Source organism: Neobacillus sp. B4I6 (assembly GCF_050434045.1).
GTDB lineage: Bacteria > Bacillota > Bacilli > Bacillales > Cytobacillaceae > Neobacillus.
Window position 1 is genome coordinate 2,413,413 of sequence record NZ_JBNPWB010000002.1, and the last position, 25,556, is coordinate 2,438,968.

Consider the following 25,556-nt stretch of genomic DNA (forward strand, 5'->3'; position numbering starts at 1 on the left):
ATTTATCCTATTACAAGTTGTTGTTTATCATAGTATAATTAGTAATATGATAATCGTTTTAAGATAGGAGTAATGTGAACATGAATAGCAAAACTAGATTAGAAGCCCTATCCGAATTTTTAAAGTCAAAACGTGCAAATATACAACCTCATACAGTAGGAATACCAACGGGAACTAGGCGGAGAACCCCAGGTCTAAGGAGGGAGGAAGTCGCCCAGTTAGCGGGAGTTAGCACTACCTGGTACACATGGCTGGAACAAGGGCGAGATATTAAGGTCTCGTCTTCTGTACTAGATTCTATAGCATCTGCTCTAAAATTAAATAACGATGAACGAAAGTATCTATACGATTTAGCTTTAGAAGTAAACACAAATGTGTATAAACAAGAAGTTTTACAAACAAAAATTTCCCCTTCTTTAGAAAAAATTTTAACAGAATTAAAATATTGCCCTACTCTGATCACAGACCGACATTTCCAAATCGTTGGTTGGAATCCTGCTGCAGCCTATGTTTTTTTGGATTTTGAACAAATTCCCATTGAACAGAGAAACTTAATTCGCTTAGTGTTTACTAGGAAAGAATTGAGGTCTTTAGCTGTCAATTGGGAGCATTTTGTGAAAGGCTTTCTTTCCATCTTTCGGGTTTATTATGGACAACATATGGGGGATGAATGGTACACTCAATTTCTCGAAGAAATGACTAATCTTAATCCAGAGTTTCAGTCCTTATGGCAAGAAAATCAGGTAAATATGGCTCCCGAAGTATTAATTGAATTTAGACATTCCAAGGCAGGTAAAATGATTTTTAATTTAACTTCTTTACAAGTTCATGGTAATACTGATTTTTGGTGTAGCATTTATACTCCTGTCGAGGGTTCCTCTACTGAAGAAAAATTAAAGAAGATGATGAAAAAAGGTGAAAAAAGTTAAGTTTAGAGCTGAAAGTAGTCCTAATTAGGGGGACTAAAACCTCCCCCTTTTTTTGTGCTATTTGGCATCAGGTTTTTTCCGCTGCAACTGATCTGTTTTTAAAAGAAATTCAGGCGAAATTTTCAAAAGTAAAGGAAAATATTTAAGGAAAGCAATTAAAAAGGATGTCCCAAAAGCTGGATTTCGGGACATCCTTGATCATATTTTCATATTTATCGCTTACACAACTTACATTGTGCTGATATCAATCACAAATCGATACTTCACATCTGAAGCTAATACGCGTTCGTAGGCTTCGTCAATTTGGTCAGCCGAGATTACTTCAATTTTAGGAACAATATTATGTTCTGCACAGAAATTTAACATTTCCTGAGTCTCGCGGATGCCTCCAATCATTGAACCTGCAAATGAACGACGATGTCCGATCAGTGAGAATACGTTAACTGACAACGGCTCCGCTGGCGCACCGACGTTGACCAGTGTACCATCCAGAGTTAATAGTGAGAAATAAGCATTAATGTCGATTTTTGCACTTACCGTGTTAATAATTAAATCAAAGGTTCCGGCAAGTTTCTCGAATGTTTCAGGGTCGTTTGTAGCATAGTAGTTGTCGCGCCGAATTGCAATCCATCGTCCCTTTTGTTTAATGTTTGTGATAGAACGGTGACTTCGGCACCCATGGCATGTGCAATTTTGACAGCCATATGACCAAGACCGCCCATACCAACCACAGCTACTTTCTTACCTGGTCCAGCTCCCCAATGGTTTAATGGAGAATATGTCGTAATTCCTGCACAAAGTAATGGTGCTGCGACATCAAGCCCAATATTATCTGGAATTCTAACTACAAAGTCCTCAGTTACAACAATATGGGTGGAATAGCCACCTTGCCTTTTTCTCTTGCAAAAACTAGAATAATCCCTAGAGTTAACTCTAGGTCAAGCAAAAAGTTTATATGCAGAATACAACACAAACCATAAAATGGAACTCATAAATCATAAATGCAACTATTATATGACTGCATTGGATGCAGGAATGGAAGATATTCATAAAAAAGATAAAATAGGGAGTCCTATAATAAATTAAAAAGTGCATTAAACCGTTCCCGGAATAATGCACCTATTCGTTCCACTATTTGGACTAACCTTTACCATTAAACATTTGATATTCCTAGCATCTTTAACTTGTCACGAGCATCGGAATTCCATCTGTAAGTTTTAATGTACTCCATTAACAAGCTGCTTCATCACGTTTAACTCCGAAGAAAGCGCCAAAAACCATTCCTTATCCCCTGTTGATAAGGCCAGGTCTAGTAGAAATTCAATTTGTGCCTTGTTGGTTACATTAGAAACAGGCATCTTTTTAACCTGTTTACTTAAAATAGGTATGGTTTTGCCAATCGTTTGATTATTGTCACTTGTAACAACGGTTACCTTTACTACTCCTTCTATACTAGACAGTGATTCAATATAACCAATGATTAATTCGCCATCCCGTGATTCTGCCTTAATCCAATCACCTGTTTTTAAAATGGTATTATTATTGGAGAACATACTTTTTTCACCTTCTTAATTTTTTTGTTTCATTTTAGAATATGCCAGTTATAATTAATCTGTAATTTTTTTATTACATTTTAGCTAAAGAAGTATACGGCCACATACCGGTCACTGACGCTTATTAACAAGATCAACAACCTCTTTGATTGTATAATCCTTTAAATATTCTCCCAGATGTTCTTCCGCACCGAAGAAAATGCTACAGAGTACTCTTTGCATATTCGCCCCTACAATACACTTTTCATTTGATTCAGGACACTTCGGCTGCAGAGCACCTTCTGAGGTTATCTTATATATATCCCAAAGATTTACTTCACTAAGATCTAGCTCAAAAATAAATCCGCCGCCAGTTCCCTCTTTTGATTTAATAAATCCATGTTTTTTTAACAAACTTAGCACTTTTCGAATGCGTACCGGATGGACGCCAGCACTTTCTGAAATGGCATCGCTAGTTGACATGCGGTCCGGCTGAAGCGCAAGAAAAGATAAACTATGAATGGCAAGGGTAAAATCACTATTCATGAGCTTGCCTCCTAAGGACAATAACTTCTTTTTACTATTACATGTATTGTCTGCATCTTTTTTTAAAATTAACAACTGTAATACTAAACATTACAGATTGGCTAGTCAACCATTTAGCTTTCAATGTCCGTGATAGGCTGTTTTTATTTAAATATCCCACTGCTTTTTGACTTGTTCTTCTGCTATCCGTTTAATTTTTTTCCATGCCATATCTTTTTTCACTATCACATTGGTATGGTAATTTCGATCTTTATAATTTACTGTCACGAATACTTCAATCATCCGTTTTACCTCCTTTAAAAACATATTTACACATTAAAGATGATCGTCCTTCTTTTCAGTTCCAGGGTTAGTTTAAACTGTTAAGACTTAGAATTTTTTCCTTATTGTTCCATATTAATTAGCCGCCTTTTGCAATTCGTTGTACAAATATGAGCGAATTCTACGGGGCAGAAAACTACGAATTTCATCCTCGTTATATCCCACTTGTAATCTTTTTTCGTCCAGGATAATTGGCCGGCGCACCATCGTGGGATGCTCGATTATTAATTTGTACAATTCATTAAGCGGAAGAGATTCAATATTTACGTTTAATTCTTTGAACACCTTTGAATTCGTTGAAATAATTTCGCTAGTCCCCTCTTCTGTCAAGCGAAGAATCGATTTAATCTCATCGACAGTAAGGGGATTAGATATTATGTTTCTTTCCATATAATCAATTTGATGTTCCTCAAGCCAAGCTTTTGCTTTTCGGCAAGAAGCACAGCTGGGTGTTGTAAAAAGAGTCACCATACTTTTACACACTCCTTACGTATATTTTGGCAAACATATTTAAATGTAATAAAAAATTTTACAGTTACTATACTGTAAGTTTAATCATTACAGTTCATTTTGTCAATTGTAAAGTTTTGGATTAAATATAATATCTATATAAGAGACATTTATTTTTTCATAAGAGGTTGTATCACCCTTAAGTAAATGCCTATGTAAAAAATGTGGAGAATAAATTTAATAACCATGATATGAAGTGGCTTAGGCATTCTATCTTTTAGCGAAATAAATTCAACAAAAAAAAGCGTTAATCCTTCTTGGATCAACGCCCCCCGTTCCTTTCACTACAATCTTACTTACTTTGGTGACATCCACTTTTCAAAGGAAAACAAATGGTAAATGTGGTTCCTTGGTTCAGGATACTTGCCGCATCAATGGTTCCGCCGTGATCCTGAATGATTTTCTGACAGATGGATAGCCCTAGCCCGGTTCCATCGGATTTCGTTGTATAGAATGGACTAAAGATTTTTTTCAGATCTGCCTCTTCTATACCTACACCCATATCACTAACCTCAACAACTGCTTTGTTCTCAAAATTAACCAATCGAATCGTAATATTTCCACTTTCCATCATAGATTGAATGGCATTGTTTATTACAAAGACCTCACTCTTTGTGTCCCCTTTAAAATAAAGAATGTTTGAAATGGTTTTTTCGTACAATAAAAAGACCACCTGATCGGCGGTATTTATCTTCAATTTGGTATTATTGGTAAATCACCATATATTTTTTCTACCTTCATAAAAATCCCCTCCGTCATTTATTTCTTGATAAACACTACTTCTTTAAAGGTATCTATTCCTTCTTTTTGTTGAACTAACCCGCTTTGTTAGTAAGAAAACGTTCCTTCCTTTTTGCAGAAACGCCCCCTATAGTTTAAGTACATTTCTTCACAATCTTTGCTTTCATAATAAAATGGTTACCGAAGCAACCATTCAGGATTCAGATAAAACGTCAATAAATATAGTAATAAATTATCTATGGGTTCGCTCTCCCATAATATTACCTATACGGCTCAATCCTTTTTCTGCTGTTAGAATCATCTCATCAAATAACTCCTGTACTGTAGGAATATTGTTGATAAGTCCGATTACTTGTCCAACCCATCCGAAACCTGCTTCATTTCCATCATAGATATAGCTGCAATTAGCTTTTCCGCTGATTATATCTTTCAGGTCTTCATAGGTTGCTCCTTCCTTTTCACGTTCAATAATATCGAGAGTAACTTCACTTTTCAGGACTCTTCCTGGTGAACCCAATGTTTTCTTTATAATCACTGTATCCGTTTCTTTTGCATTAACGATTGCCTGTTTATATTTCTTGTTTGCATGTACGCACTCTTGAGTGGCGATAAAGCGAGTCCCCATTTCAATTCCTTCTGCCCCAAGTGCAAAAGCTGCCAATAAACCTCGTCCATCGCCAATTCCACCACTTGCTAATACTGGTATAGCTACAGCATCTGTGACACGAGGAATAAGTACCATTGTACCAATTTCGTCACGTCCTAAATGTCCTCCGCCTTCTTGTCCAACCGCCATTAAAGCGTCAGCTCCTAGTTCTTCGGCTTTTTGTGCTTGTCTAACCCCTGATACAAGTACCAGTGTTCGAATGTTTTCTCCTTTAATTCGTTCAAAAACAGGTTGCGGGTTAGCTCCAGTTATAGAAATTGCTGGTACCTTTTCCTCAATGGCAACTTCTAGCAAGTCCTGATATTTACCGTCGTGTCTTGCAATAGCAAAATTTACACCAAAGGGCTTGTTGGTAAGTGTACGCACTTTACGGATTTCCTCCCGAAGTCTTTCAGGTGTACCTAGCGTTGTCGCAGTAATTTGTCCAAGTCCTCCTGCATTCGAGACTGCAGCTGCCAATTCAGCGTATGCAAGGTAAGCAAGTCCTCCCTGTACAATTGGATATTTAATTCCAAAAATTTCTGTTACTCGTGTTTTCATAAATACTCCCACTCCTTTTCAGATGTTCCATGTTATGAGATTAGAAATTCGACACAAAAGATAATTAATCCTGTAATGTTCCTAAAAAAGGGAAGCTCTTGTTGGGGTATTCTGCCCCTTTAGAACAATAGGAAAAGGAGCCGCTGCCGCAGCTCCATCTTCATACAGATAGGTAAGGGTTTGAAGTTATCACTCCCTTTTCCCCCTGTTCACACCGTATGTGCGGCTTTCACCGCATACGGTTAACGAACTCCCTTCCCAAAAGAAGGGAGTTCAACGTCCTAAATCAGAGCTGTTGAATATAATTTGGAACATCAATGCATCGAATTTATCGCCGAATGGTTGACTACAACGCGACGGATGAAAAACGCCATAGCCAGACCAATTAACGTTTCGGTCAATGGAACAAGAACACGTTCTGAGAACCGCTCGTCATCGCATTAGCCATTTCGGCCGGTTTAGTATGCGAGGTTGAGCCGTGCAAATATCCCCTCCATGCCGCTGGTTAGGATGAAAATGGCAATCGCTGTGGCAATTGCTCCCGCAACTTGCTGAAGTGTGTTCAGGATAATTTACCGCTAGAGAACGCCGACAGTGAAGCAATTAATTCTTTATGTCTATCCTTTTCCCTCTGCAATTGCAGTGAGTCTCTCCTTAATCCGGTCTGTACAGACACCACCATGATAGGTAATGACAGTCTCAATGTCTAATTCGATCAGTTTAGCCACCGAGTTCAGAGCCGAATCCATGTCCGGCGTAAACTCTGGAATCGGTGGCATTAGCACGCCATCATTCGCAGTCAATGCATCCCCAGAGATCAGTGTCTTGGTGGGCTGATGGTAAAGACTGATATGATCCGGCGTATGACCATATATTTTAATGGAAAGCCATTATTCCATAACATCAATTAATTTGTTTTCCGGTTGTAAAATGATAACGAATGCCTTTGCTTGCTTTCTCGTTCTTGGAGCCGATGGCCCTTAGCTATCCCAATGCTGAACATTTAGTTAGTTTTTCTTTGATAGTGATCTTTTTTTGAAACGGTAGCATTTTTGCCTAATATAACAGAAAAGACAACAATCACTGCTATTACAAGAGTGAAATATGTGATGGATTCATGGAGGAAAACTGTTGCAAATAGGATCATCAAAACTGGTTGTAAGTATTGAATCTGACTAACTCTTGCTATTCCGCCCATAGCCATTCCGCTATACCAAGCAACATATGCTAGAAATTGACTAACAACTGCAAGATAAATAAAACTGACCCAAGCTTGTAAAGGAGCATGAAGCATTTCAGTTGTAAGGCTTAGCCAAACTGGAATAATGAAAAATGGAGCACCGATCATAATCGCCCAAGCAATCACTTGCCAGCTACCTAATTCTTTCGATAATCTCCCACCTTCTGCATAACTAAGTCCAAGTATAATCACGGCTGCTAGTAAAGCTAAATCGGCAAATTGTAATTGACCGAACCCTAGATGAAGGGCATACACAATAACAGCTAGAGAGCCGATTATACTTGAAATCCAGAATTTGAGAGAAGGGACTTCACCAGCTCTAAACATTGCAAATCCGGCTGTGGCTAATGGTAACAGTGCTAATTCCACAGCTCCATGAGACACAGGCAAGGATTCCATTGCCCAAGAAGTGAGGAGAGGAAATCCTAAAACTGCACCAACAGCAACAAAAAGGAGACTTTTGAATTGGCGAGGAGAAGGGAGTTTTTCTTTTCGAACAATTAATACAACAGCAACTAAAATAGCGGCAACAACTGTTCTTCCTAACCCGACAACCGTGGTCCCAAAATACTCTACTGCAATTCTAGTAGATGGGAGCGTTAAGCTAAAACAAATAACACCTACTAATCCCAACAATAATCCAAATTTCTCTCTGGTTTCTCTCTGCATCTTATCCTACCTACCTTTTAACTTCGTATTATATCTGTACCATTTTCTGCTTTTCTTAAAAAACAGTTCTGATATAATTAAAATATTAATAGGTACACACAATAAAAATAAACCATTTTTTTACCCAACTGTACCGGTACAGTTGAAGGAGGATAAATGTATGAGCACAAAATATATCGAGATAATGGAAGAAATTAAGCTTCGACTAGCAGATGGGTCGCTTATTGCAGGGAGTAAACTCCCTTCTGTTCGTCAGCTATCTGAGCATTTTTCATGTAGCAAAAATACGGTCATTAAAGCATACGAAGGACTAGAAAAAGAGCATTTAATTTATTCTATTCCTAAAAGTGGCTACTTTGTTGTGAATGAATTTCAAAATACGACGAATGAAAATGACGTGATTGATTTCTTATCGGCTGGTCCAGATAAAAACGTTATGCCTTATATTGAATTTCAACATTGTATGAATCAAGCAATTGAACAATATAAAGAAGAGCTTTTTACATACTCTGATCAACAAGGGCTTTACTCATTACGCGTACAGTTAGTGAAATATTTGCAGAATCTACAGGTGTTCACTCAACCTGAAAGAGTAGTCGTTGTTTCTGGCTCGCAGCAAGCCCTTAATTTATTAGTTTCAATGCCGTTTCCAAATGGAAAAAACAATATTCTAATTGAGCAGCCTACATATTTCGGATTCATTGAGTCCATCAATCTGCAACAAGCTAATACTTTTGGAATTGAGTTATCGATGGAAGGCATTGATCTTGATCGTTTGGAATACATTTTTCGAAATAATGATATAAAATTTTTCTATATTATCCCGAGATTTCACAATCCACTTGGACATTGTTACTCGAATGGCGAAAAGAAAAAAATCGTTGAGTTAGCAAAAAAATACGATATATATATAGTGGAAGATGATTTTTTAGGGGACCTTGACCCAAATGCAAAATCAGATCCTTTATTTTCTTTTGATCCTTCCGGGAGAGTGATTTATATTAAAAGCTTTTCGAAAATTTTCCTCCCAGGGCTAAGGATTGCTACAGTCGTTCTTCCTACATTAATGATTAACAATTTTTTACGATATAAATTTAGTTCGGATTTTAATAGTTCAGCACTTTCTCAAGGTGCACTAGAAATCTATTTAAAAAGTGGTATGTTTAATAAACATCTCAAAAAAATAAAAGAGGTATACCATTCTAAAATGCAAATCCTTCAAGAAGCCTGTGATTTATTGCTACCGGCTAATACTCATTTTTCAAAACCGACTTCAGGATTCTATCTATCCATCAGTTTGCCAGAGAATGTGACAGCAAAACAGGTAGTTCATATGCTAAACGAGCAGCATATATTTGTTGATGATGCCTCTAGAATGTTTTTGCCAGAATATAAAAAGGAAAATCTCCTTCGATTAAGTATCTCTCAAGTGAACGAGAGTCAAATTAAACTAGGGGTAGAGCGATTGGCTCATTGTATTGCTTTAATTAACATTAGAAAAAATCGTATTACTCCAAATAACTTTTTACTCTTTTAGTTGTAGCCTTGAAAAATTAACTTTATAAACCTTGATAATAGAGCAAATAATTTTCAAAAGGATATTTTTAAGCTTTTTCGTGTAAAGGATGTTTTTGTTAACTAAAGGACTGCCTCCGGAATCCCGTTATTCAACAAAAGCACCCTTTACTTTAAGTACACTATTTCACAATCTACTCACCGTATAGTAATTTATTAAAAGCTTGATAGCCACAGGCTTAGTATTCTTTGCTATAATAAAACACAGATAATTGTGGTAGGACTGAGGTGAATCAAAATGTTTTGGACTCCATTATTTGAAAACGATGTACCAGTAGCTCTCTTCTGCTCTTAATGGAGTGAAGGTGACTACATCTCTCCGTTAGGGGCATTCTCGACCTAAACAAAAGACGGAGGGTACAAAAAAATGAAAAACACCTTATTAGGTTCTTTATATTTAATTTTAGCTTCAAGTATTTGGGGCGGTATGTACGTTGTTGTTAAAGTTGTAGTATCGGTCATACCTCCACTGGAACTTGTGTGGATGCGTTATTTAGTGGCGATTGTCGCACTTCTCTTGATTGGCTTCATAACAAGACAAAAATGGCGAATTGAAAAACGTTATGTCTTAATAATCATAGCCATTGGAATTATAGGTAATGCCATTTCAATTGTTGCTCAGGAAACTGGTACTATGCTATCCACAGCACAAATGGGAGCCATTATAACTTCTTCAACACCAGCATTTATGGTTATTTTTGCTCGCTTAATCCTTAAAGAAAGGATGACCATAAAAAAGGGAATCTCCGTTTGTTTAGCGACAATTGGAGTGCTTCTCATTGTTGGAATTAGTGATGTGAATATGTCCAGTACTCTTGGAGGTATTGCACTACTTATTGCAGCTTTAACATGGGCACTCATGTCTGTACTTGTAAAGCTTTTGCCGAGTGATTATTCACAAATTGTGGTAACGACCTATTCAACCTTGGTAGCCCTAATCGTGTTGACCCCTTTTGTTATGCCACGCTTACACGAAATTAATATCTCTCAACTGACTCACCCGACCATTTGGGGAGGAATATTGTATTTAGGTATTGTCTCAACAGCAGGTGGATTTCTACTTTGGAATCGTGGATTACAAATGCTTAACGCCTCAAGTGGAGGAATATTTTTCTTCTTTCAACCCGTGGTTGGAACATTGCTTGGATGGCTTATTCTAGGAGAGACCATTGGTGTAACATTTTGGATAGGCTCTCTTCTAATTCTCACAGGTGTTTTATTCGTTATCATTGAGAAAAAATAGTGAAAAACTTCAGTTTTTTATGTTTGAAGTATAGCTAGGGATAAAAAAAAGCATCTAATCGTCCCAATGGAACGATTGGATGCTTTTTTCCTTTATTTAGACTCCTTCATTAGTGTAATTATTCGCTTGAGATTCACTCCGAACATTGTGATTGCACCTTGCATTTGCATACCAATATTTGTTATTTTGTATTACGAATCTATTGTGCCATTGATGGCAGCACGATCTTCAACATAAGCACCCGATAGTTTAAGTGGAATCCTTCACAATCACTTCTACACATTAATATAACTCCAATCCCTAATAAGTATTGTTCCAGAATACGGTACAATACAAAAAGACGCCTTCTTATTCAAGAAAAGCGCCCGATTGTGAAATATCGAAAAATATAAGGAGCTGCAAAAATGTCTCCTTAGTTATTTTACTAAAGCATCGAGATAGTTAGGGTTTAAACGTTAAAATAATATTTAACCTATCAATTAGTCCTTTTACTACAGTTTTATCTATATCGAAAACTTTTTAAATACCAACACGGCATTATGTCCTCCAAAACCAAAACCATTAGAAATAGCATAGTTTATTTTTGTCTTAGCTGCATGATTTGGAGTATAATCTAAATCACAATCCTCATCTGGTGTTTCGTAATTAATAGTTGGAGGAATTATATCTTCCATAATACTTTTGAGTGTTATAACAGCCTCAATCCCACCAGCTGCCCCAAAAAGATGTCCAGTCATTGATTTCGTGGAACTTACCTTTAAGTTATAAGCATGAGCACCAAAAACACTTTTAATCGCTTTGGTCTCTGATTTATCTCCTTCAGGGGTGCTTGTCCCATGCGCATTTATATAATCCACATCAGTGGATTTTATATTACCCATATCTAAAGCCAATCTCATCGCATTTGCTGCTCCGGTGTAATCAGGGGAAGTCATATGATAGGCATCTGTTGTGGAACCATAACCTACGATTTCTCCTAAAATTGTTGCTCCTCGTTCTCTCGCGTGTTCATACTCTTCCAGGAATAAAACACCTGCTCCTTCAGACATGACAAAGCCATCACGCCCGCTGTCAAATGGGCGACTTGCCTTTTCTGGAAAATCATTAAAAGTAGACATTGCTCTCATTCTTGAGAACCCAGCAAAAGCTAATGGATTAATAGGAGCTTCAGCCCCTCCAGCTAATATGCCATCAGAATATCCATGTCGAATATTTAAAAAAGCCTCACCAATTGCTTGATTCCCTGTTGCACAAGCAGAAACAGGTGAAAAGCTAGGTCCCTTAAAACCCGTTTTTATAGAAATAACTCCCGACGCCATATTACTAATCATCATAGGAACCATAAATGGAGAAACTTTTCTTGGTCCTCTTTCAATTAAAGCTTTATGATTATCTAATGTAGTATTAATCCCCCCAATACCGGAACCAATATAAACCCCTAATCGCTCCTTATTAACATTTTGTATATCTAAATTCGCCTGTTCTAAAGCTTGTTGAGCAGCAGCAACAGCATATTGTACGAATAAGTCATATTTTCCTAATTCTTTTTTATCGAGATATTGCGCTGCGTCAAAGTCGGTAATATAACCTGCAATTTGGGTGCTAATATTGTTAAAGTCTTCAGAATTAATTTTTTTGATTCCTGACTTACCTTCTTTAATATTCGCCCAGAACGCTTGAACCGTATTTCCTAACGGTGAAACGACTCCATATCCTGTCACTACAACTCTTCGTGCCATCAACAACACTCCTCTATCATTCTTTTTCACATACTATTTCAAAAGATCTTTAAGTTGTTTCAATAATTTCGAAAAGAAATTATCTCCTAATACATGCTTATATTGTAATCCGCCTTTGGTACTTGAGATGAGAAGAACTGCTAATGCGTCCAAAATAAAATTCGGAACTTGTTTTAAAAAAAATAACTTGAGTTTTTCCTAACGGATGTCTCAAGTCATTTTCCATCTTCTGGTCAAATGGACTCAAAATCGACGTTTGCAGCCTCTATATGACCCGTTTTGGATTTATCTCGGACTTACCGCACCTTCGCTAGACGCGTGCTTTAATGTCAATTTGTACCGGCATAGATTGCTTTTTTGACCTATAAAACAGCGAGCAGACAATAGCTATACCTGCAATGACCGTCATTCCCCAAAAAATATTCGCGTAAGCATTCGGGAGCGGGAGATTTTTCTGCAAGGCGATCGAAATGCCAGTAACGGCAACGCTGAAGGCTCCGCCTAAAAATTGCAATAGCTGGAACAAGCCCATTCCCGCGCCGGTCTGCTCTTTAGGCACAATTCGCGATATTTCATTGGATACGCTGGTAGTCAACGAGGAGAAGCTGATGCTAAGCAGCATGTAGCTTGCGACAATGGCATAGATTGAATGTACGGCCGTTAAGGCGAACAGGGCGGCAGCCAGAATAAGCAGCCACGGAGCATAACGAAATAGTATGCTGTTGCCGAAACGGTCTATCATTTTGCCGATCCAATTGGACGCAAGCATCGACAAGATAGCCCCGGGGAATAGAACTAGACCCGATTGGCCCGGAGTTAAGGCAAACAGATGGGCCAAAATTTGCGGAATAAGAAACAGCGTCACAAAGCTGCTCATATACGCCATGGTTCCGAGCGCGTTCAAGTTCATATACGGTTTGTTGCGAAACAGCGCCGGTTGGACGAAGGGATTGTCCGTGCGATGGATTCGCAACCAGAACAAGAGTAGAGCCACCAGCCCTACAACAAGCATCACCCAGGACCTGCTGGTCAAAAACAACAGCATTCCCGTAGTGCCCATTCCAATCAACACGGCTCCGGCTATGTCAAAGGAGCCCTTCTGTGCTTTCTCTTTCGGCAGTAGCCGATAGAAAACAGGAACGAGCAGCAGTGTAATTCCCGTAACGAGAAACAAGTCGTTCCAGCCGAAATATTGAATAATGGAGCCCCCGATGACTGGACCGAGGCCAAGGCCGAGAGAGCTTGCAGACATCACTGTAGCCATCGATTTACCTCGCCGCGATAATGGAATGTAGCGGGTGAGCAGCACGATTCCCAGAGCAGGTACAGAGGCGGCCCCTGAAGCTTGTATCAGCCTGGCGATGAGGAGCAGGATATAGTGATGGCTGAAAAAACCAAGAACTGATGCCGCGCCAACGGAGAGTAATCCGATCGTAAACAGCTTCCTAATAGGGACGAAATCGGATAATCGAGAATAAGTGATGGAGGAAATGGCGAACACGATCGAGTAGCCTGTCACTATCCACGATGCCGCAACCGACGACAAGTCGAAATCTTTTGTAATTTGGGGCAAAGCCAGGTTGAACATCATCGTATTCATGACAACCAGGATGACGGTGAATCCGAGCAGCGGGATTACCAATCCTTCCTTGAAAGCTCCGGAGACATCTGCCGATGAATCGGGGAGTGTGGATTCGTTTTTCATACATATTACCTCCTTAATATCATAATGTCCTTGCCCTCCGATCGAATACAGACAGACATAAGAATACATAAATAAAATTCGAAAGTTCGATTATTGGTTCCTAACCTTCGTAGCTGCTTTGTATCCAAATATCCTGTGTGTAAGTATCGATTCTATAAGTTGTTACTTCTTTTAATACCTAATTGCGGGTAGAGGGAAGAAACTCCTCCGGCAAGGCCCTGTTGTAAATTCCGAGTTAGATCATCAGCAACAATCTCGTAGAGATCAGCTTCGATTCCATCTATTGCGATTCTTGCGATGTCCTTTGGATCTGACTTAGGTGCTTGGATATTGGCTGTCATGTCCGTGTCCATGTACGCTACGTGTAGTCCGGCAACCCTAACGTTATTAGGGGCTAAATTTAAGCGTAATGCATTCGTCATTCCCCATGCAGCGGATTTCGCAGCCGAGTACGCACCTGACTCACCTATACTGGCCCAAGATAACGCGGATAGGATATTCAGTATCGAGCCCCCTCCATTTTTTTCAATAATTGGAGCGATAGCGCGAATCATAGATAGTGTGCCGAAAACATGAGTGTCGAATTCCAACTGTATATCTTCCAGCTTACCTGTAAGGAGAGAAGCACCCGTTGAGGAACCGGCATTGTTGATCAGAAGGGTCACATCCCCAGCCGCTTCAGCCGCAGCAGTTACGGATTGGGGATTTGTAATATCGAGCTGCAGCGGAATAGCGCCCGGTAGATCGATTGATGCCGGGTTCCTCGCTCCGGCATATACTTTGGCTCCCCTCGCTAGAAGTTCAAGAGCTAGATGCTTGCCTAAACCTCTATTTGAACCACTGACAAGAGCAACTTGTTTAGAAATATCCATTTTTCATTACTCCTTTTTTTGAATGATCGTTCTTAAACTGTGAAAAAAAATCTGAACTACTTATGTGTTATACAAACTAAGAGCCAGAACGATAAAGAATGACCGTTCTTAAATAATTAGATGCATTCTTTACAGCACAGATATACTATAGTTCATTTAAGAACGACCAGTCAACTATTATTTTTCTTATGCATTATCACGGACATAGCTACCTTACATACGTCCTCTAACACTTTGCGATCAGTTGCAGTTTTGGCCAGTACAAATAGACCATGCCTTGTATTTACTAAAAATCGAGCTAGTTCGCGTACGCTTAGGTTGTTGTTGATGACACCTGCTTGCTGAGCGCGCTGGAGAAAATTAAAAAAATGTGTCTCCATTTCGATTGTATAAGCTTCAATGCGTGAAGAGATAATAAGGTCAAAAGAACCAAGTTCCATTGCGGTATTCGCAATAAAACAGCCCCTTCGTTGCTTTTCATTACTCATAGCGATATCAATCAACTCGGTAAAAAATCGCTCCAATATTTCTTTTGGTTCTCCGGACTCCTCCAAAATAAGGAAGACCTGATCCTTATACAGGTTGTGGAATCGATCCAAACACATTAGAAATAATTGATTTTTATCCCCAAACGTATCGTAAAGACTGCCTCGATGAACCCCCGTATGCTCCACCAAATCTTGAATAGATGTTCTTTCAAACCCTTTGCCCCAGAACAGATCCAGAGCTTTATCGAGTACCGCCTTTTGATCAAACTCTCTTGGTCTCGCCATATCTACTCTCCCCCCTCATTTTTACGCAATTGCTTTGTTCCCTTTGCTTACGATACAGTTTAACAAAAAATTTATGGAAAGAGCAATTAATCTAAATCAGTCAACTACGGCATAATAGATAGATGGTTATATTTCACCCCTTGGATGGGAGCATATCAATTTCTTAGGCGAATACAAATTCAATTTTAGGCAGAATACGTCTCTCGATTCAAACAACAGGTCCCGATTGTTGAACACAAGTTAAACACCGTTCTTTAACTAGACTGCCCAGTTAGCTTAAGTACAATATTTCACAATCTTGCATTCTTGGATAAAAACTATTCTTCCACGTACTTAAATTTTAGGTTAGAATGTTACAATAACTTTGCCTTGTGAGTGTCCAGTAGAAACTTTTATTAATGCTTTGTTAATGTCATTAAAATTATAAATTGAATCAATAGAGGGCGTGATATTTTCTATTTCAACAAGATTAGTGATTCTTTGTAATTGACTGCCATTGGCGTGTACGAATAAAAAGTGATATTCATTTTTATGTTTACGTGCTAAAAAATCTACACGAGCACCCACTAAACCAAACAATAATTTTTTCCACATTGGAAAATTATTGTCAACCGCAAAGCGATAATTAGGTACGGCTTTTAACGATACTAACTTTCCTTGAGGTTTTAAGATACCGAGTTCTGCTTTTATCTCTTTTGTTCCCAAGGTGTCGATAACATAATCTATCTCAGATAAAATGTTGGCATAGTTTTCCTCATGATAATTTATGAATCTATCAGCGCCAATCGACAGTGTACGTGATCTACCTCTTTCACTGCCGCTTGTTATAACATATAACCCCATTGATTTGGCGATGGGGATTGCCATAGCACCAAAACCACCAGTTCCTCCAGGGATAAATAACTTTTTGTTAGGCTGAGCATTTAGTACGTCATTTAATGCTTGATAAGCAGTCAAAGCAGTGAGAGGAACAGCTGCTGCTTCAATAAAGGATAGATTTTTAGGCATTATGGATATAACATCTTCATTGACGACCGCATATTCAGCAAAAGCTCCAATTTGATTAACTGGCAACATCGTATAAATGTGGTCACCAACGTGGAAGTTCTCAACATCCTTTCCAACAGCCTCAATAACGCCAGATAGTTCATTTCCTAAAGTTAATGGTAAATCATAATCAGAAATCATTCGAATACTTCCATTTAAAATAAGGACATCTAATGGATTAACACCTGCTGCTTTTACTTTAACGAGTACCTCCCGGCTATTAATTTCTGGTATTTTAACATCATTCAATTCCACTTTAACTTCTTTTGAATATTTCTGCATTTGAGCAGCTCTCATTTTTTTCATCCTCTTCCTTTACAATGTTTTCGTGGCTTTTCAAGAAATGCAATCTTTAGCTTTGAATGTAGGTGACTCAAAACAAAAACCAGTGCTTGAAGGGTAAAGCCCAAGAATGCACCAAACGCCTGCAAATACACGTAATTCATGCGTCAAGCACTGATTTTCAGGATGAGCCCAAAAACGGCACAAACTTTTATAATATTAATTACTAAGACAGCTGTTTCCCACGATGTCTAATTCTTCACCCTATAAGCTATACTTACCCCTATTGAGTTTTTAATTTTTTTATCGTAGGATAATCCGTTTAACCCACGCTTCCGTTACCACCAAGAATGTTATACGGTCTGCTTCATTGAAAGGAACCCTTTTTTGAGACGTTCTACTAAATCCGGATTAGCTAATGACCATACACCGACTGGTACCATATCAGCAACGCCATTATCAATATCTACACTACTATCTACTAGAGCTCGACCAGCTCGATTGACTAATAATGGATTTGACCAAATTGAACGAATTTCATGGAGCCAATTCTTTTACAAGATGGAGATAAACTTCAGGACCTTGTTCACCTTCTTTAATCCCACCAAGAGGTGTCCCTGGTGAGATACGAAAGCCTGTTCTTTCTGCTCCAATTTCTTCAACGATTGCTTTCGTTATTTCGATAGCAAAGCGAGCACGATTCTCTATTGATCCACCGTATTTATCCGTTCGTTTATTAGAATTTATGTGCTCCTTTTATTTTTTAACTTTGGTACAACAAAATGTCTTCCTCCTCAAAACTACGCAAGTAATGATTTCCTTAAGGGGAAGTTTTGGACATAGGCAAGTCTCGCTATATGGGAATGGTCATTCTAAAAAGCACAAAAAAATGATCCCTTCATGGAGAGAGCTTTAAGTAAGGAAGACTCACATACGAGAACGACCATTCTAAAAAACACAAAAGAATGATCCCTTCATGGAGAGAGCTTAAGCAAGGAAAGACTCACATACGAGAACGATCATTCTAAAAAATACATAAGCAATGATATCTTCTTAGGAGTAAGCTTTACTACAGCTCAGACTTACTCATATAGGAACTATAATTCTAAGAAAAAAATGATTATTTATCTAAAAGTTTTATGGATAAATTGGCTATACGGTGTAGTTTTTCTTTGGGAATTGAGGTTCTTGTCATTACCCTTAACCCAACACATACAGTATGCAGATGTTCCGCCAGTTCGCCGGCATCGTAATCTGAGGTAAATTCTCCCTCCTCCTGCCCCCGCAGAATAATATCCTTGAGTAGCTGCTCTGATAGTTTGAACGATTCAGTGGACTTTGAATCCACATCGGCATCGCGCATTGCCAATTCCACCGCCGAATTCACCATTAAACAGCCTGATGGTGAGTTCTCTTCACCATATATCATGAAACTAAAAATAACCTGAAGAGCCTCCACTGCAGTCTTGGAGCGTTTTACTTCTCCCGTAAGCTCAGCACTGACTTTATCGTGAAATCGATCCATAGCTTTCAAAAAAAGCGTATGTTTGTCGCCAAACGTGTCATACAAACTTCTGCGATGGATTCCCATATGCTCTACCAGATCGGTCAAGGATGTCTTCTCATAACCTTGTGCCCAAAAGAGCTTCATCGCCTTGTCTAATACTACGTTCTCTTCGAATTCTTTACTTCTTGCCATTCTAAGTTCCTCCTCCTATCGTCAATATAACATTTTGAGAACGATCGGTAAATAAAATAAGCTCATAATACTTATTCCAAATATTATCAAATGTAGTGAAACTACCTATAGCTCAAATAAGGAAACTCCACACTCTCTTCTACATTTTATCAGTCAGCATAACCTAAATCCCTTGATTATATGATCTCAAAAATCTTACTAAAGGCTGATTTTTATGGAAAACATACTTTTTTGGAATAAAAAAACTGGAGGCTTACAAAAACATAATCAATACAGAAATTTTATTCAAAACTCCAACTATTCGTATTAAGATACAACAATTTTTCGGTTTATTGCCTTATTAGTTCTCGGTGGAATTGGTTGGTTTTGTCAGCCGTGTAATCATCACAATATTCTGCAATTTCATCCCATCTGGTTGGCGATTACAGTCGTCACAACTCACTTAAAATCATGACAAAATCTCCTGTTAGAGTATTAATTCTAGTTTACTTCAAATGGAAGGTTTTCAAGTGGATGTTGACTACCCACTTGGCAAGCTTGCTTGAATCGGTTAAGGCGGACCAAAGCTTCTCAATCGATGTCGTGTACTGAAAATCCAAGGATTCTTTAAGCCGAGGAAAACCTGGCACGACGCGAGCGATGGCTCCAAGCACTTTCCAAATCCCGAGAATGGTCAAGACGTATAATGGGTAGCCAAGAATCGTCACTAACTCGATGTTTCCCCCATATTGCATAAGTTGCCCGATACCACTTAACATAACAGATGCTGCGAGTAGTAATGTGACTGACCAATAAGCAATCATTTTTCCTCGGGGCTGGGTTTCTACTTTCGCGGTTGTTTCCGCAACGATAATCTTACTCATTTGTTTCCTCCTCATAATTGTTTCAAGTGGAACTTATTCAGGTTCCAAACTTTCCAAATGGTGTCCTGTCAATTTTAATGACAGATGTGGTCTTGAAAAAAATCCAAGGTCATTTTTGGGGAATATTTTACGTAAACATTATATATATACGTTAAAAGGGGGAGCTTTATGGCGAATAGAACATTAAAGCTATCTAACGTAAGTATTTACCAACATAGAGCGGGGAATATAATTGTTACACTAGATAACAAAATTATTGGCGGTGTAAGTAGTGATCCGAATAGTGTACGGTACAACGAAAAGTTATTTAATACATTTAAGGCGTTATTAGTTGCAGAAGGTAAATGGCTCGCATAAATTAACGGGCTTGCAAAATTGTAAAGGGTTCCGTTTTGAGGTGCTTTTCTGAAATTTAAAGCCGAAATGACAAAAGTTTAGACATCGCAATAGGTATATTAAAACGTAAAAACTCGCCGCATATTGGTGAGTTTTCTTTATAAGGCCGATGAAGGCCAAATCCCTTGGGAAAAACAGAGAAATAGGTCTTCATAAAGGCGATGAAGATCAAATTTCATTTTAAAATGCATCAATTTCGCCATACCTATGCACTAAAATTGTTAAATAACGGTACAGATATTTTCACAGTGCAAAAGTTTCTCGCCCACTCTTCACCGGAGATGACAATGGTATATGCTAAACTTTTGGATGAAACAAAGCGTAAAGCATTTGAAAAGGCAGTTACTGACGGAGTTTTTAGTTTCGATTTAAATGGCAATATCTATGAAGTTAATAAACATGTAGAGATACCAGAAGAAATAAAGGAAATGCTTTGGCTAAACCACAAATTAACAGCAATTGACAATCCTTACGGATCGTGTAGAGCAAGATTAAACGGCAATTGCCCTTCTGCAGAAGAGCCCCCCATGTTTAACATGTAATGGTGGCAGGCCTTGTAAAGACCTAGCAGTAGGACTTTCAGAAATGGATGTAGCAAAATATGAAATTCATATACAATCCACTTCTAAAATGGTTGAAGTAGCGAAACAATATGGACGTGAAGAAATCGTACAAAAAAATCAGAAGAATTTAGAGAGACTACAGGACATTTATAATACTATTAAACAAGGAAATATAATATTTGGACGAATCGAAAGGATAAAACATAAGCAAGGGGTATAGTATGACCGAATATGATCGCCAAAAACACCTAAAGCAAATTCACGAAAGTAGAAAAGCTATTACCATGAGTAAAGTTGATGAGGCTATTAAAAGGCTCGTTAGAGCTAATCAAGGAATTAATCTTAATAGTGTAGCCAGTGAGGCCAGAGTGGCAAAGGCTACGCTATATAACAATGTGACATTGCGTGAGCGAATTGAGACACTACGTCAACAGCAGATAAAAAGCCCTTCTGCAAAGCAAATTAAGTATGAAATGAATGAAAATAGTAAAGACACGATTATCGAATCATTAAAGAGGAAAATTAAGCGTTTAGAGCATGAGAACAAGGATTTACGAAATCAATTAAAGGTAGCATATGCAGAAGTCTACAGGAAGTTATAAGCTGAGGCACCTTCCCTTTTTTGTTCAATTAAATAAAGGGCCAGATTACGGAATAAAACGTTTAAAGAAAATTGGTATAGTGAATAGTTTGTGAAAATCTTCACTTAAGCTAACTGGCAGGTTTGTTGAAGAAGGATATTTCCTGTTTTAAGCGAATTAGAATTTAAACAAACCTTACACGAATACAGGTATTGAAAATAACAGGAACATAGGAGGTATGAGATATGAAAATCAATAGAATAGATCATGTGAGTATAAACGTAAATGATCTTTCAGAGGCTAAAGCGTTTTTTCTTGATTTAGGACTTGAAGTGCAACGGAATGGGAATTGGATGGAGAACAGTTGGACAGAATAGTTGGGCTTAATGATGTTAAAACGGCATGTGTAGGATTGGGGATGCCAGATGGTCAGGCATGGATAGAACTAGTCAAATTTTATACGCCATCAGATGAAAAAGATATTCAGCAACCTTTTGCAAATACGCTGGGTATCCGACATATTTGCTTTGCCGTTGAAGATATTGAAGCTGTTGTTGCAAAATTGAAAAAGAGGGGCACGGAAATCTTTAGTGAGATACAGCAATATGAAGAAAGTTATAAGTTATGCTACGTTCGTGGTCCAGAGGGTATTATTTTAGAGTTGGCGGAGAAAATCAGATAAATATTGAATGGGACTTTAAATAATTTAGATTTCACAAACTTGAGCAATCTTTTTATTTTGGTTTTAATTCATTTGAATAGCCTCCTGGTATATGTGTTTGTTGTCCTTTTTGCCGCCAAGCTTTGGACACTTATATCATACCAAGAGGCTTTTTATATTCAAACCTCATATTTCTTCATTACAGGAATGCTGCCTCATTAGTACTACAAGCAAAAAGACCGCCGCAGCGATCTTTTTCTTTAACTCTTGCACCCGTTACTTTAAGTGTAATACTTCACAAGATTAGTCAAGAACAATAAATAAAAACACTCCAATTCCACTATTGATGGTACTTTTTGGTATACTGGAGGTAAATTACTATCTAATAGGGAGGTATACGCGATGGAGGTAACATTTACAGTAAGCAAATGGGATGAAAAGCCAGTAGATGACACTAGAAAAGATTTCCCTATTAATATTGCCCACGTCGAATATGATATTGATGGTGAATTAAAAGGAAAAGCTTTTGTTGAATATTTATTATATTATATAGAATCAAATGTAGATGATGGTCACTTGGCCACTTCTAAAATTTCCGGATTTCTGCATTTCGAAGGAACTTATAAGGGAAAACGGGGGACATTTACAGCTATAGAGCAAGGAATATTTGATAAAGGAAATCTAGATTCTCCAGCAACAATCATCAAAGCTACCGGTGACTTAGAAAGCTTGAAAGGGTCCTATAATTATAAGTTTACAGGACAAACCAGTAAAATGATTCTAGATTTTAAATTCTAACAAAATCCCCTATAGTTTAGTAAAAAGGGCATCCCTGTAATACCAGGAATGTCCTTTTCGTCAAACGAGCTTTTTTAACTATCCTGTCCGTTAGCATTCCTGTAGAGAGTTAATTATTGACTTTGATAAAAAAAGAGCTCCTCAGTAAGATATGAGTATAGACACCACTCTAACTCAAAACCCTAGGAGGAACCCCTACTATGAAGTTTAAAATGCAAGACAAACAAAATCAACTAATAGAAAGAATTTCCGATAAACATCTCGTTGTTGGTGTGGACATTGCTCAACAATTTCACGTCGCTCGAGCGGTGAATTTCCGTGGAATTGTAGTCGGCGATCCTCTCACATTTGAAAATAACGAAGATGGATTTACTATTTTATTGCACTGGGTTAACAAATTAAAAAGGACAAATAACTTAGTTACCACTATAGTCGGCATGGAACCTACGGGACATTACTGGATTAATCTATCAAAATGGCTTTTCGAACAGAATATTGATGTAGTAACAGTAAATCCATACCATGTAAAAAGGAATAAAGAGAATAGAGATAATACCCAGTCGAAAAGCGATAAAAAAGATGCACTAGTTATCGCTGATATGGTGAAAAACGGTTACTATTCCATTGTTCGTCCCACTTCTGAATCATTTGAAGAACTTCGAGTTCTTATGTCTAACCGTGATGTGATTGTTAAGCGTCTTGTTAGTTCGATCAACCAATTAAATCGTTGGGTAGATGTTGTCTTTCCAGAGCTCCGACAAGTTTTTAAAGACGTGAAAGGTAAAGGGGCAATCGCAACTCTTCGTTTATTTCCTACCCCTATGGAATTGCGTTCAATGCAACCTCAAAATGTTGTTATCGGGTGGAAGTCACTGATGAAGAGACAGCCTGGATTAAAAAAGGCCCAATTACTTATTCATTTAGCTAATCGTTCGATTGGCACTAAGCAAGCACTTGATGCTTATAAATTTCATCTACAACAATTACTAGAGGAATTTGACCTCGCAACAACACAACTCGAAAGAGTTGAAAAACAAGTGGCAGAAGTACTTAAACAAATTCCTTATGCTAATCAATTGCTTAGCATTAAAGGAATTAGTGAGATTTCATTGGCAGGTATATTAGGGGAAGCTGGAGATTTAAGTGGCTTTGCCCACGGCAATTCTTTACTACGTCATGCAGGATTACACCTAGCTGAAGCAAGTTCGGGAAAGTGGAAAGGACAAATTGTCATTTCTAAACGGGGAAGATCTAGACTTCGGCGTTTTCTCTACTTAGCGACGATGAGCCTTGTCATGAACAACCCTGAGTTTAAAGCTTTACACACCTCAAATGTTAAGGTGAAAAAAATTAAGAAGATGAAATCAATTATGAAATTGGTTGGTAAACTGGCTAGGATATTTGTTGGAATGGCCAAACGAAATGAATCCTATTATCCAGAAAAATTACAACCTTTATCTTCCCTAGCAGCATAAGAACTAATAGATTATTAGAAACACTTACTAGTTTTTCCAAAAGGATAAACTTTCTTAAATCATAACAATAAAGAGGTTGTCTTGCACTTATCGAATGTTGGCTTATTCGTAGGATTTCAAACATGTACGGAGTACCAGGTTTGTTCCACAAAAGGGCTTTGACCCATCCCGTTAGCATAACTGGCCTCCACCCCTTGGATAGGCATGACGAAGGAATGATAGGGCATTTGACCCGTTGAGACATGGGAGGGAAAGCCTCCAAGGGTGGCGTGGAGCATGTACATCATATGGTAAAATATGGAGTTATAAATCTCTCCTCTATTTCCCTATGCCTTCACGAAGCCTAATAATCTGAACTCATTTCATTTAATCGTTAAAGCTATACCAAAGGTTATGAAATCCTGCGAATTAGCGAGCATTCGGGAGAAAATCGTATTTAACTGAGGGAGTGGAACAAGAAAAAGAGCTGCCGCAGCAACCCTTTTTTACACTAAAGAACCCGTTACTTTAAGTACATATCTTCACAATGTTGAAGTTCAAACCTTTTCAATTCCTATTCCAGAAACAACAAAATAAGGACTATTATCTTTTCGGTGAAAGAACCTCCAGTGTTCACCTTGTTCATCGTCTTCTGAACTATCAGGAAATGCTTCTAATTTATAACCATCTGATAAAAAGACCTTTAATCCACCAACCTCATCTATACTCCACAATAACCTTTCTTTGGGGTTCACCACATTTTTCTTACCCCCTATAAAAATTAAGTTTTCAATTTAATAAGGCAATTCTTGATGTCATTTGCCTAGATAGATTACTTATCCTTAATTTCACAAAAAGATGTAGAAACATACTGTAAAGTATTTCTTTAAACCGCGTCTTGATTTTTATTAATCGATTTTTCCACTATATACTGATATCCATAAATAATAATTGCTAAAGACACACAAATAAAATACCATATAGTATGATTCAACTTTTTAAATTTAAATACTCCTGCTTTTTCCCATATTTGCGCAAAAGGATAAGCACAAATGGCATCTATTACTATATTTGTAATTAAATATTTAAGAAAACTGCCGTATGTTAGTTTAAATACCCATAGTGTGACTACAAAAAAAGGACCTAATATATATGTAAAATCAACAAAACCGGGAGATAAAGGATTTTTATTTACCCACCATTTTTTCTTATTAGCAATTACACTTAACACACTTATGAATAAATTAACAAAACTTGCTACAGGTAAAAACCTAAAAAATGATTTTTTCCCCATGAAAGGAACAGTTAGCCAAGGAACGATTATCATCGCTAAAGCGAATGTCTTTTTATTATCCATATAAATCAACTTCCTTCTGATATGTTTTTTATAACATTCCTCTAACTAAATCTTATTATTATTTTTTCTTGTTAAACTATCGCATCCGTTAGTCCAATAAGAAAAAGCCGCCCATAAAAGCAGCTCCGAATTTTAACTCTATGAACCGTGAGTCGAACAAGCAATAACTATCGTGATTCAATTAAGGTAACTTTTTCTGTTTCTTTTCCTGCTGTCTAGGTAAATTAAAACACCTAATCGGTAAAATTGGTGA

At 37.8% G+C, this 25,556-nt stretch carries 25 protein-coding genes and 3 pseudogenes; 9 read left to right on the forward strand and 19 right to left on the reverse strand.

Annotated features, from left to right (window positions below; genetic code table 11):
• Window positions 1–80: 80 nt before the first annotated feature.
• Window positions 81–929: a helix-turn-helix transcriptional regulator gene (locus tag QF028_RS13875; RefSeq protein WP_429466253.1), complete on the forward strand. Its 849-nt coding sequence runs from the start codon at window positions 81–83 to the stop codon at window positions 927–929.
• A 228-nt stretch (window positions 930–1,157) separates the two neighbouring features.
• Here QF028_RS13875 and QF028_RS13880 read toward each other — a convergent pair.
• From QF028_RS13880 to QF028_RS13920, 9 genes and pseudogenes are all read right to left on the reverse strand, one after another.
• Window positions 1,158–1,819 (reverse strand): annotated as a pseudogene (locus QF028_RS13880) (NAD(P)-dependent alcohol dehydrogenase); the annotation flags it as partial.
• A gap of 327 nt (window positions 1,820–2,146) precedes the next feature.
• Window positions 2,147–2,482, reverse strand: coding sequence for an IDEAL domain-containing protein (locus QF028_RS13885; protein ID WP_214998694.1), 336 nt, complete (start codon window positions 2,480–2,482; stop codon window positions 2,147–2,149).
• Window positions 2,483–2,593: 111 nt separating this feature from the next.
• A complete protein-coding gene (locus tag QF028_RS13890) occupies window positions 2,594–3,007 on the reverse strand; it encodes an RrF2 family transcriptional regulator (protein WP_214998692.1) in 414 nt (137 codons plus the stop codon).
• A gap of 147 nt (window positions 3,008–3,154) precedes the next feature.
• Window positions 3,155–3,289, reverse strand: a complete 135-nt coding sequence (locus QF028_RS13895; RefSeq protein ID WP_410887300.1) for a BA3454 family stress response protein — start codon at window positions 3,287–3,289, stop codon at window positions 3,155–3,157.
• 114 nt (window positions 3,290–3,403) lie between these two features.
• Window positions 3,404–3,799 carry a transcriptional regulator SpxA gene (gene spxA, locus QF028_RS13900; protein WP_214998689.1) on the reverse strand — a complete coding sequence of 132 codons (396 nt, stop codon included), beginning with the start codon at window positions 3,797–3,799 and terminating at the stop codon, window positions 3,404–3,406.
• Window positions 3,800–4,130: 331 nt separating this feature from the next.
• Window positions 4,131–4,499: a sensor histidine kinase gene (locus QF028_RS13905; protein WP_429466256.1), complete on the reverse strand. Its 369-nt coding sequence runs from the start codon at window positions 4,497–4,499 to the stop codon at window positions 4,131–4,133.
• Window positions 4,500–4,811: 312 nt separating this feature from the next.
• Window positions 4,812–5,786 (reverse strand): NAD(P)H-dependent flavin oxidoreductase, encoded by a 975-nt coding sequence (locus QF028_RS13910; protein ID WP_429466258.1) that lies wholly within the window; start codon window positions 5,784–5,786, stop codon window positions 4,812–4,814.
• A 617-nt stretch (window positions 5,787–6,403) separates the two neighbouring features.
• Window positions 6,404–6,667, reverse strand: a complete 264-nt coding sequence (locus QF028_RS13915; RefSeq protein ID WP_429472331.1) for an MBL fold metallo-hydrolase — start codon at window positions 6,665–6,667, stop codon at window positions 6,404–6,406.
• Window positions 6,668–6,789: 122 nt separating this feature from the next.
• Window positions 6,790–7,695, reverse strand: coding sequence for a DMT family transporter (locus tag QF028_RS13920; protein ID WP_429466260.1), 906 nt, complete (start codon window positions 7,693–7,695; stop codon window positions 6,790–6,792).
• A gap of 160 nt (window positions 7,696–7,855) precedes the next feature.
• Here QF028_RS13920 and QF028_RS13925 point away from each other — a divergent pair, with 160 nt between their 5' ends.
• Window positions 7,856–9,232, forward strand: a complete 1,377-nt coding sequence (locus QF028_RS13925; protein ID WP_429466262.1) for a PLP-dependent aminotransferase family protein — start codon at window positions 7,856–7,858, stop codon at window positions 9,230–9,232.
• 405 nt (window positions 9,233–9,637) lie between these two features.
• Entirely contained in the window at window positions 9,638–10,513 is an 876-nt protein-coding gene (locus QF028_RS13930) for a DMT family transporter (RefSeq protein WP_429466264.1), read from the forward strand.
• Between the two features lie 503 nt (window positions 10,514–11,016).
• Here the strand turns inward: QF028_RS13930 and fabF are convergent.
• From fabF to QF028_RS13970, 8 genes are all read right to left on the reverse strand, one after another.
• Window positions 11,017–12,252, reverse strand: a complete 1,236-nt coding sequence (gene fabF / locus QF028_RS13935; RefSeq protein WP_429472333.1) for a beta-ketoacyl-ACP synthase II — start codon at window positions 12,250–12,252, stop codon at window positions 11,017–11,019.
• A 310-nt stretch (window positions 12,253–12,562) separates the two neighbouring features.
• The gene (locus QF028_RS13940; RefSeq protein ID WP_429466266.1) at window positions 12,563–13,957 is read right to left on the reverse strand and encodes an MFS transporter; all 1,395 of its coding nucleotides are present in this window, start codon (window positions 13,955–13,957) and stop codon (window positions 12,563–12,565) included.
• A gap of 152 nt (window positions 13,958–14,109) precedes the next feature.
• The gene (locus QF028_RS13945) at window positions 14,110–14,829 is read right to left on the reverse strand and encodes an SDR family oxidoreductase (RefSeq protein ID WP_429466268.1); all 720 of its coding nucleotides are present in this window, start codon (window positions 14,827–14,829) and stop codon (window positions 14,110–14,112) included.
• 170 nt (window positions 14,830–14,999) lie between these two features.
• A complete protein-coding gene (locus tag QF028_RS13950; RefSeq protein WP_429466270.1) occupies window positions 15,000–15,602 on the reverse strand; it encodes a TetR/AcrR family transcriptional regulator in 603 nt (200 codons plus the stop codon).
• Window positions 15,603–15,947: 345 nt separating this feature from the next.
• Window positions 15,948–16,946: an NADP-dependent oxidoreductase gene (locus QF028_RS13955; RefSeq protein ID WP_429466272.1), complete on the reverse strand. Its 999-nt coding sequence runs from the start codon at window positions 16,944–16,946 to the stop codon at window positions 15,948–15,950.
• A 522-nt stretch (window positions 16,947–17,468) separates the two neighbouring features.
• Window positions 17,469–17,678 carry a hypothetical protein gene (locus QF028_RS13960; protein ID WP_429472335.1) on the reverse strand — a complete coding sequence of 70 codons (210 nt, stop codon included), beginning with the start codon at window positions 17,676–17,678 and terminating at the stop codon, window positions 17,469–17,471.
• A 373-nt stretch (window positions 17,679–18,051) separates the two neighbouring features.
• Entirely contained in the window at window positions 18,052–18,630 is a 579-nt protein-coding gene (locus tag QF028_RS13965) for a TetR/AcrR family transcriptional regulator (RefSeq protein WP_429466274.1), read from the reverse strand.
• A 485-nt stretch (window positions 18,631–19,115) separates the two neighbouring features.
• Complete coding sequence (locus QF028_RS13970; RefSeq protein ID WP_429466276.1) at window positions 19,116–19,493, reverse strand: DoxX family protein; 378 nt, start codon at window positions 19,491–19,493, stop codon at window positions 19,116–19,118.
• A gap of 168 nt (window positions 19,494–19,661) precedes the next feature.
• Here QF028_RS13970 and QF028_RS13975 point away from each other — a divergent pair, with 168 nt between their 5' ends.
• From QF028_RS13975 to QF028_RS14000, 6 genes and pseudogenes are all read left to right on the forward strand, one after another.
• Window positions 19,662–19,850 (forward strand): hypothetical protein, encoded by a 189-nt coding sequence (locus tag QF028_RS13975; RefSeq protein ID WP_215006231.1) that lies wholly within the window; start codon window positions 19,662–19,664, stop codon window positions 19,848–19,850.
• 212 nt (window positions 19,851–20,062) lie between these two features.
• Window positions 20,063–20,672: pseudogene (locus QF028_RS13980) on the forward strand (tyrosine-type recombinase/integrase); the annotation flags it as partial.
• A 1-nt stretch (window position 20,673) separates the two neighbouring features.
• Window positions 20,674–21,054: a DUF6262 family protein gene (locus QF028_RS13985; RefSeq protein WP_429466278.1), complete on the forward strand. Its 381-nt coding sequence runs from the start codon at window positions 20,674–20,676 to the stop codon at window positions 21,052–21,054.
• Window positions 21,055–21,278: 224 nt separating this feature from the next.
• Window positions 21,279–21,715 (forward strand): annotated as a pseudogene (locus QF028_RS13990) (VOC family protein).
• Window positions 21,716–22,096: 381 nt separating this feature from the next.
• On the forward strand, window positions 22,097–22,492 hold the full coding sequence (locus QF028_RS13995; RefSeq protein WP_429466280.1) for a DUF3224 domain-containing protein: 396 nt from the start codon (window positions 22,097–22,099) through the stop codon (window positions 22,490–22,492).
• A 200-nt stretch (window positions 22,493–22,692) separates the two neighbouring features.
• Window positions 22,693–23,967, forward strand: a complete 1,275-nt coding sequence (locus QF028_RS14000) for an IS110 family transposase (protein ID WP_429465694.1) — start codon at window positions 22,693–22,695, stop codon at window positions 23,965–23,967.
• A 536-nt stretch (window positions 23,968–24,503) separates the two neighbouring features.
• Here QF028_RS14000 and QF028_RS14005 read toward each other — a convergent pair.
• A complete protein-coding gene (locus QF028_RS14005; RefSeq protein ID WP_429466282.1) occupies window positions 24,504–24,704 on the reverse strand; it encodes a hypothetical protein in 201 nt (66 codons plus the stop codon).
• Window positions 24,705–24,832: 128 nt separating this feature from the next.
• Entirely contained in the window at window positions 24,833–25,303 is a 471-nt protein-coding gene (locus QF028_RS14010; RefSeq protein WP_429466284.1) for a hypothetical protein, read from the reverse strand.
• Window positions 25,304–25,556 lie beyond the last annotated feature (253 nt).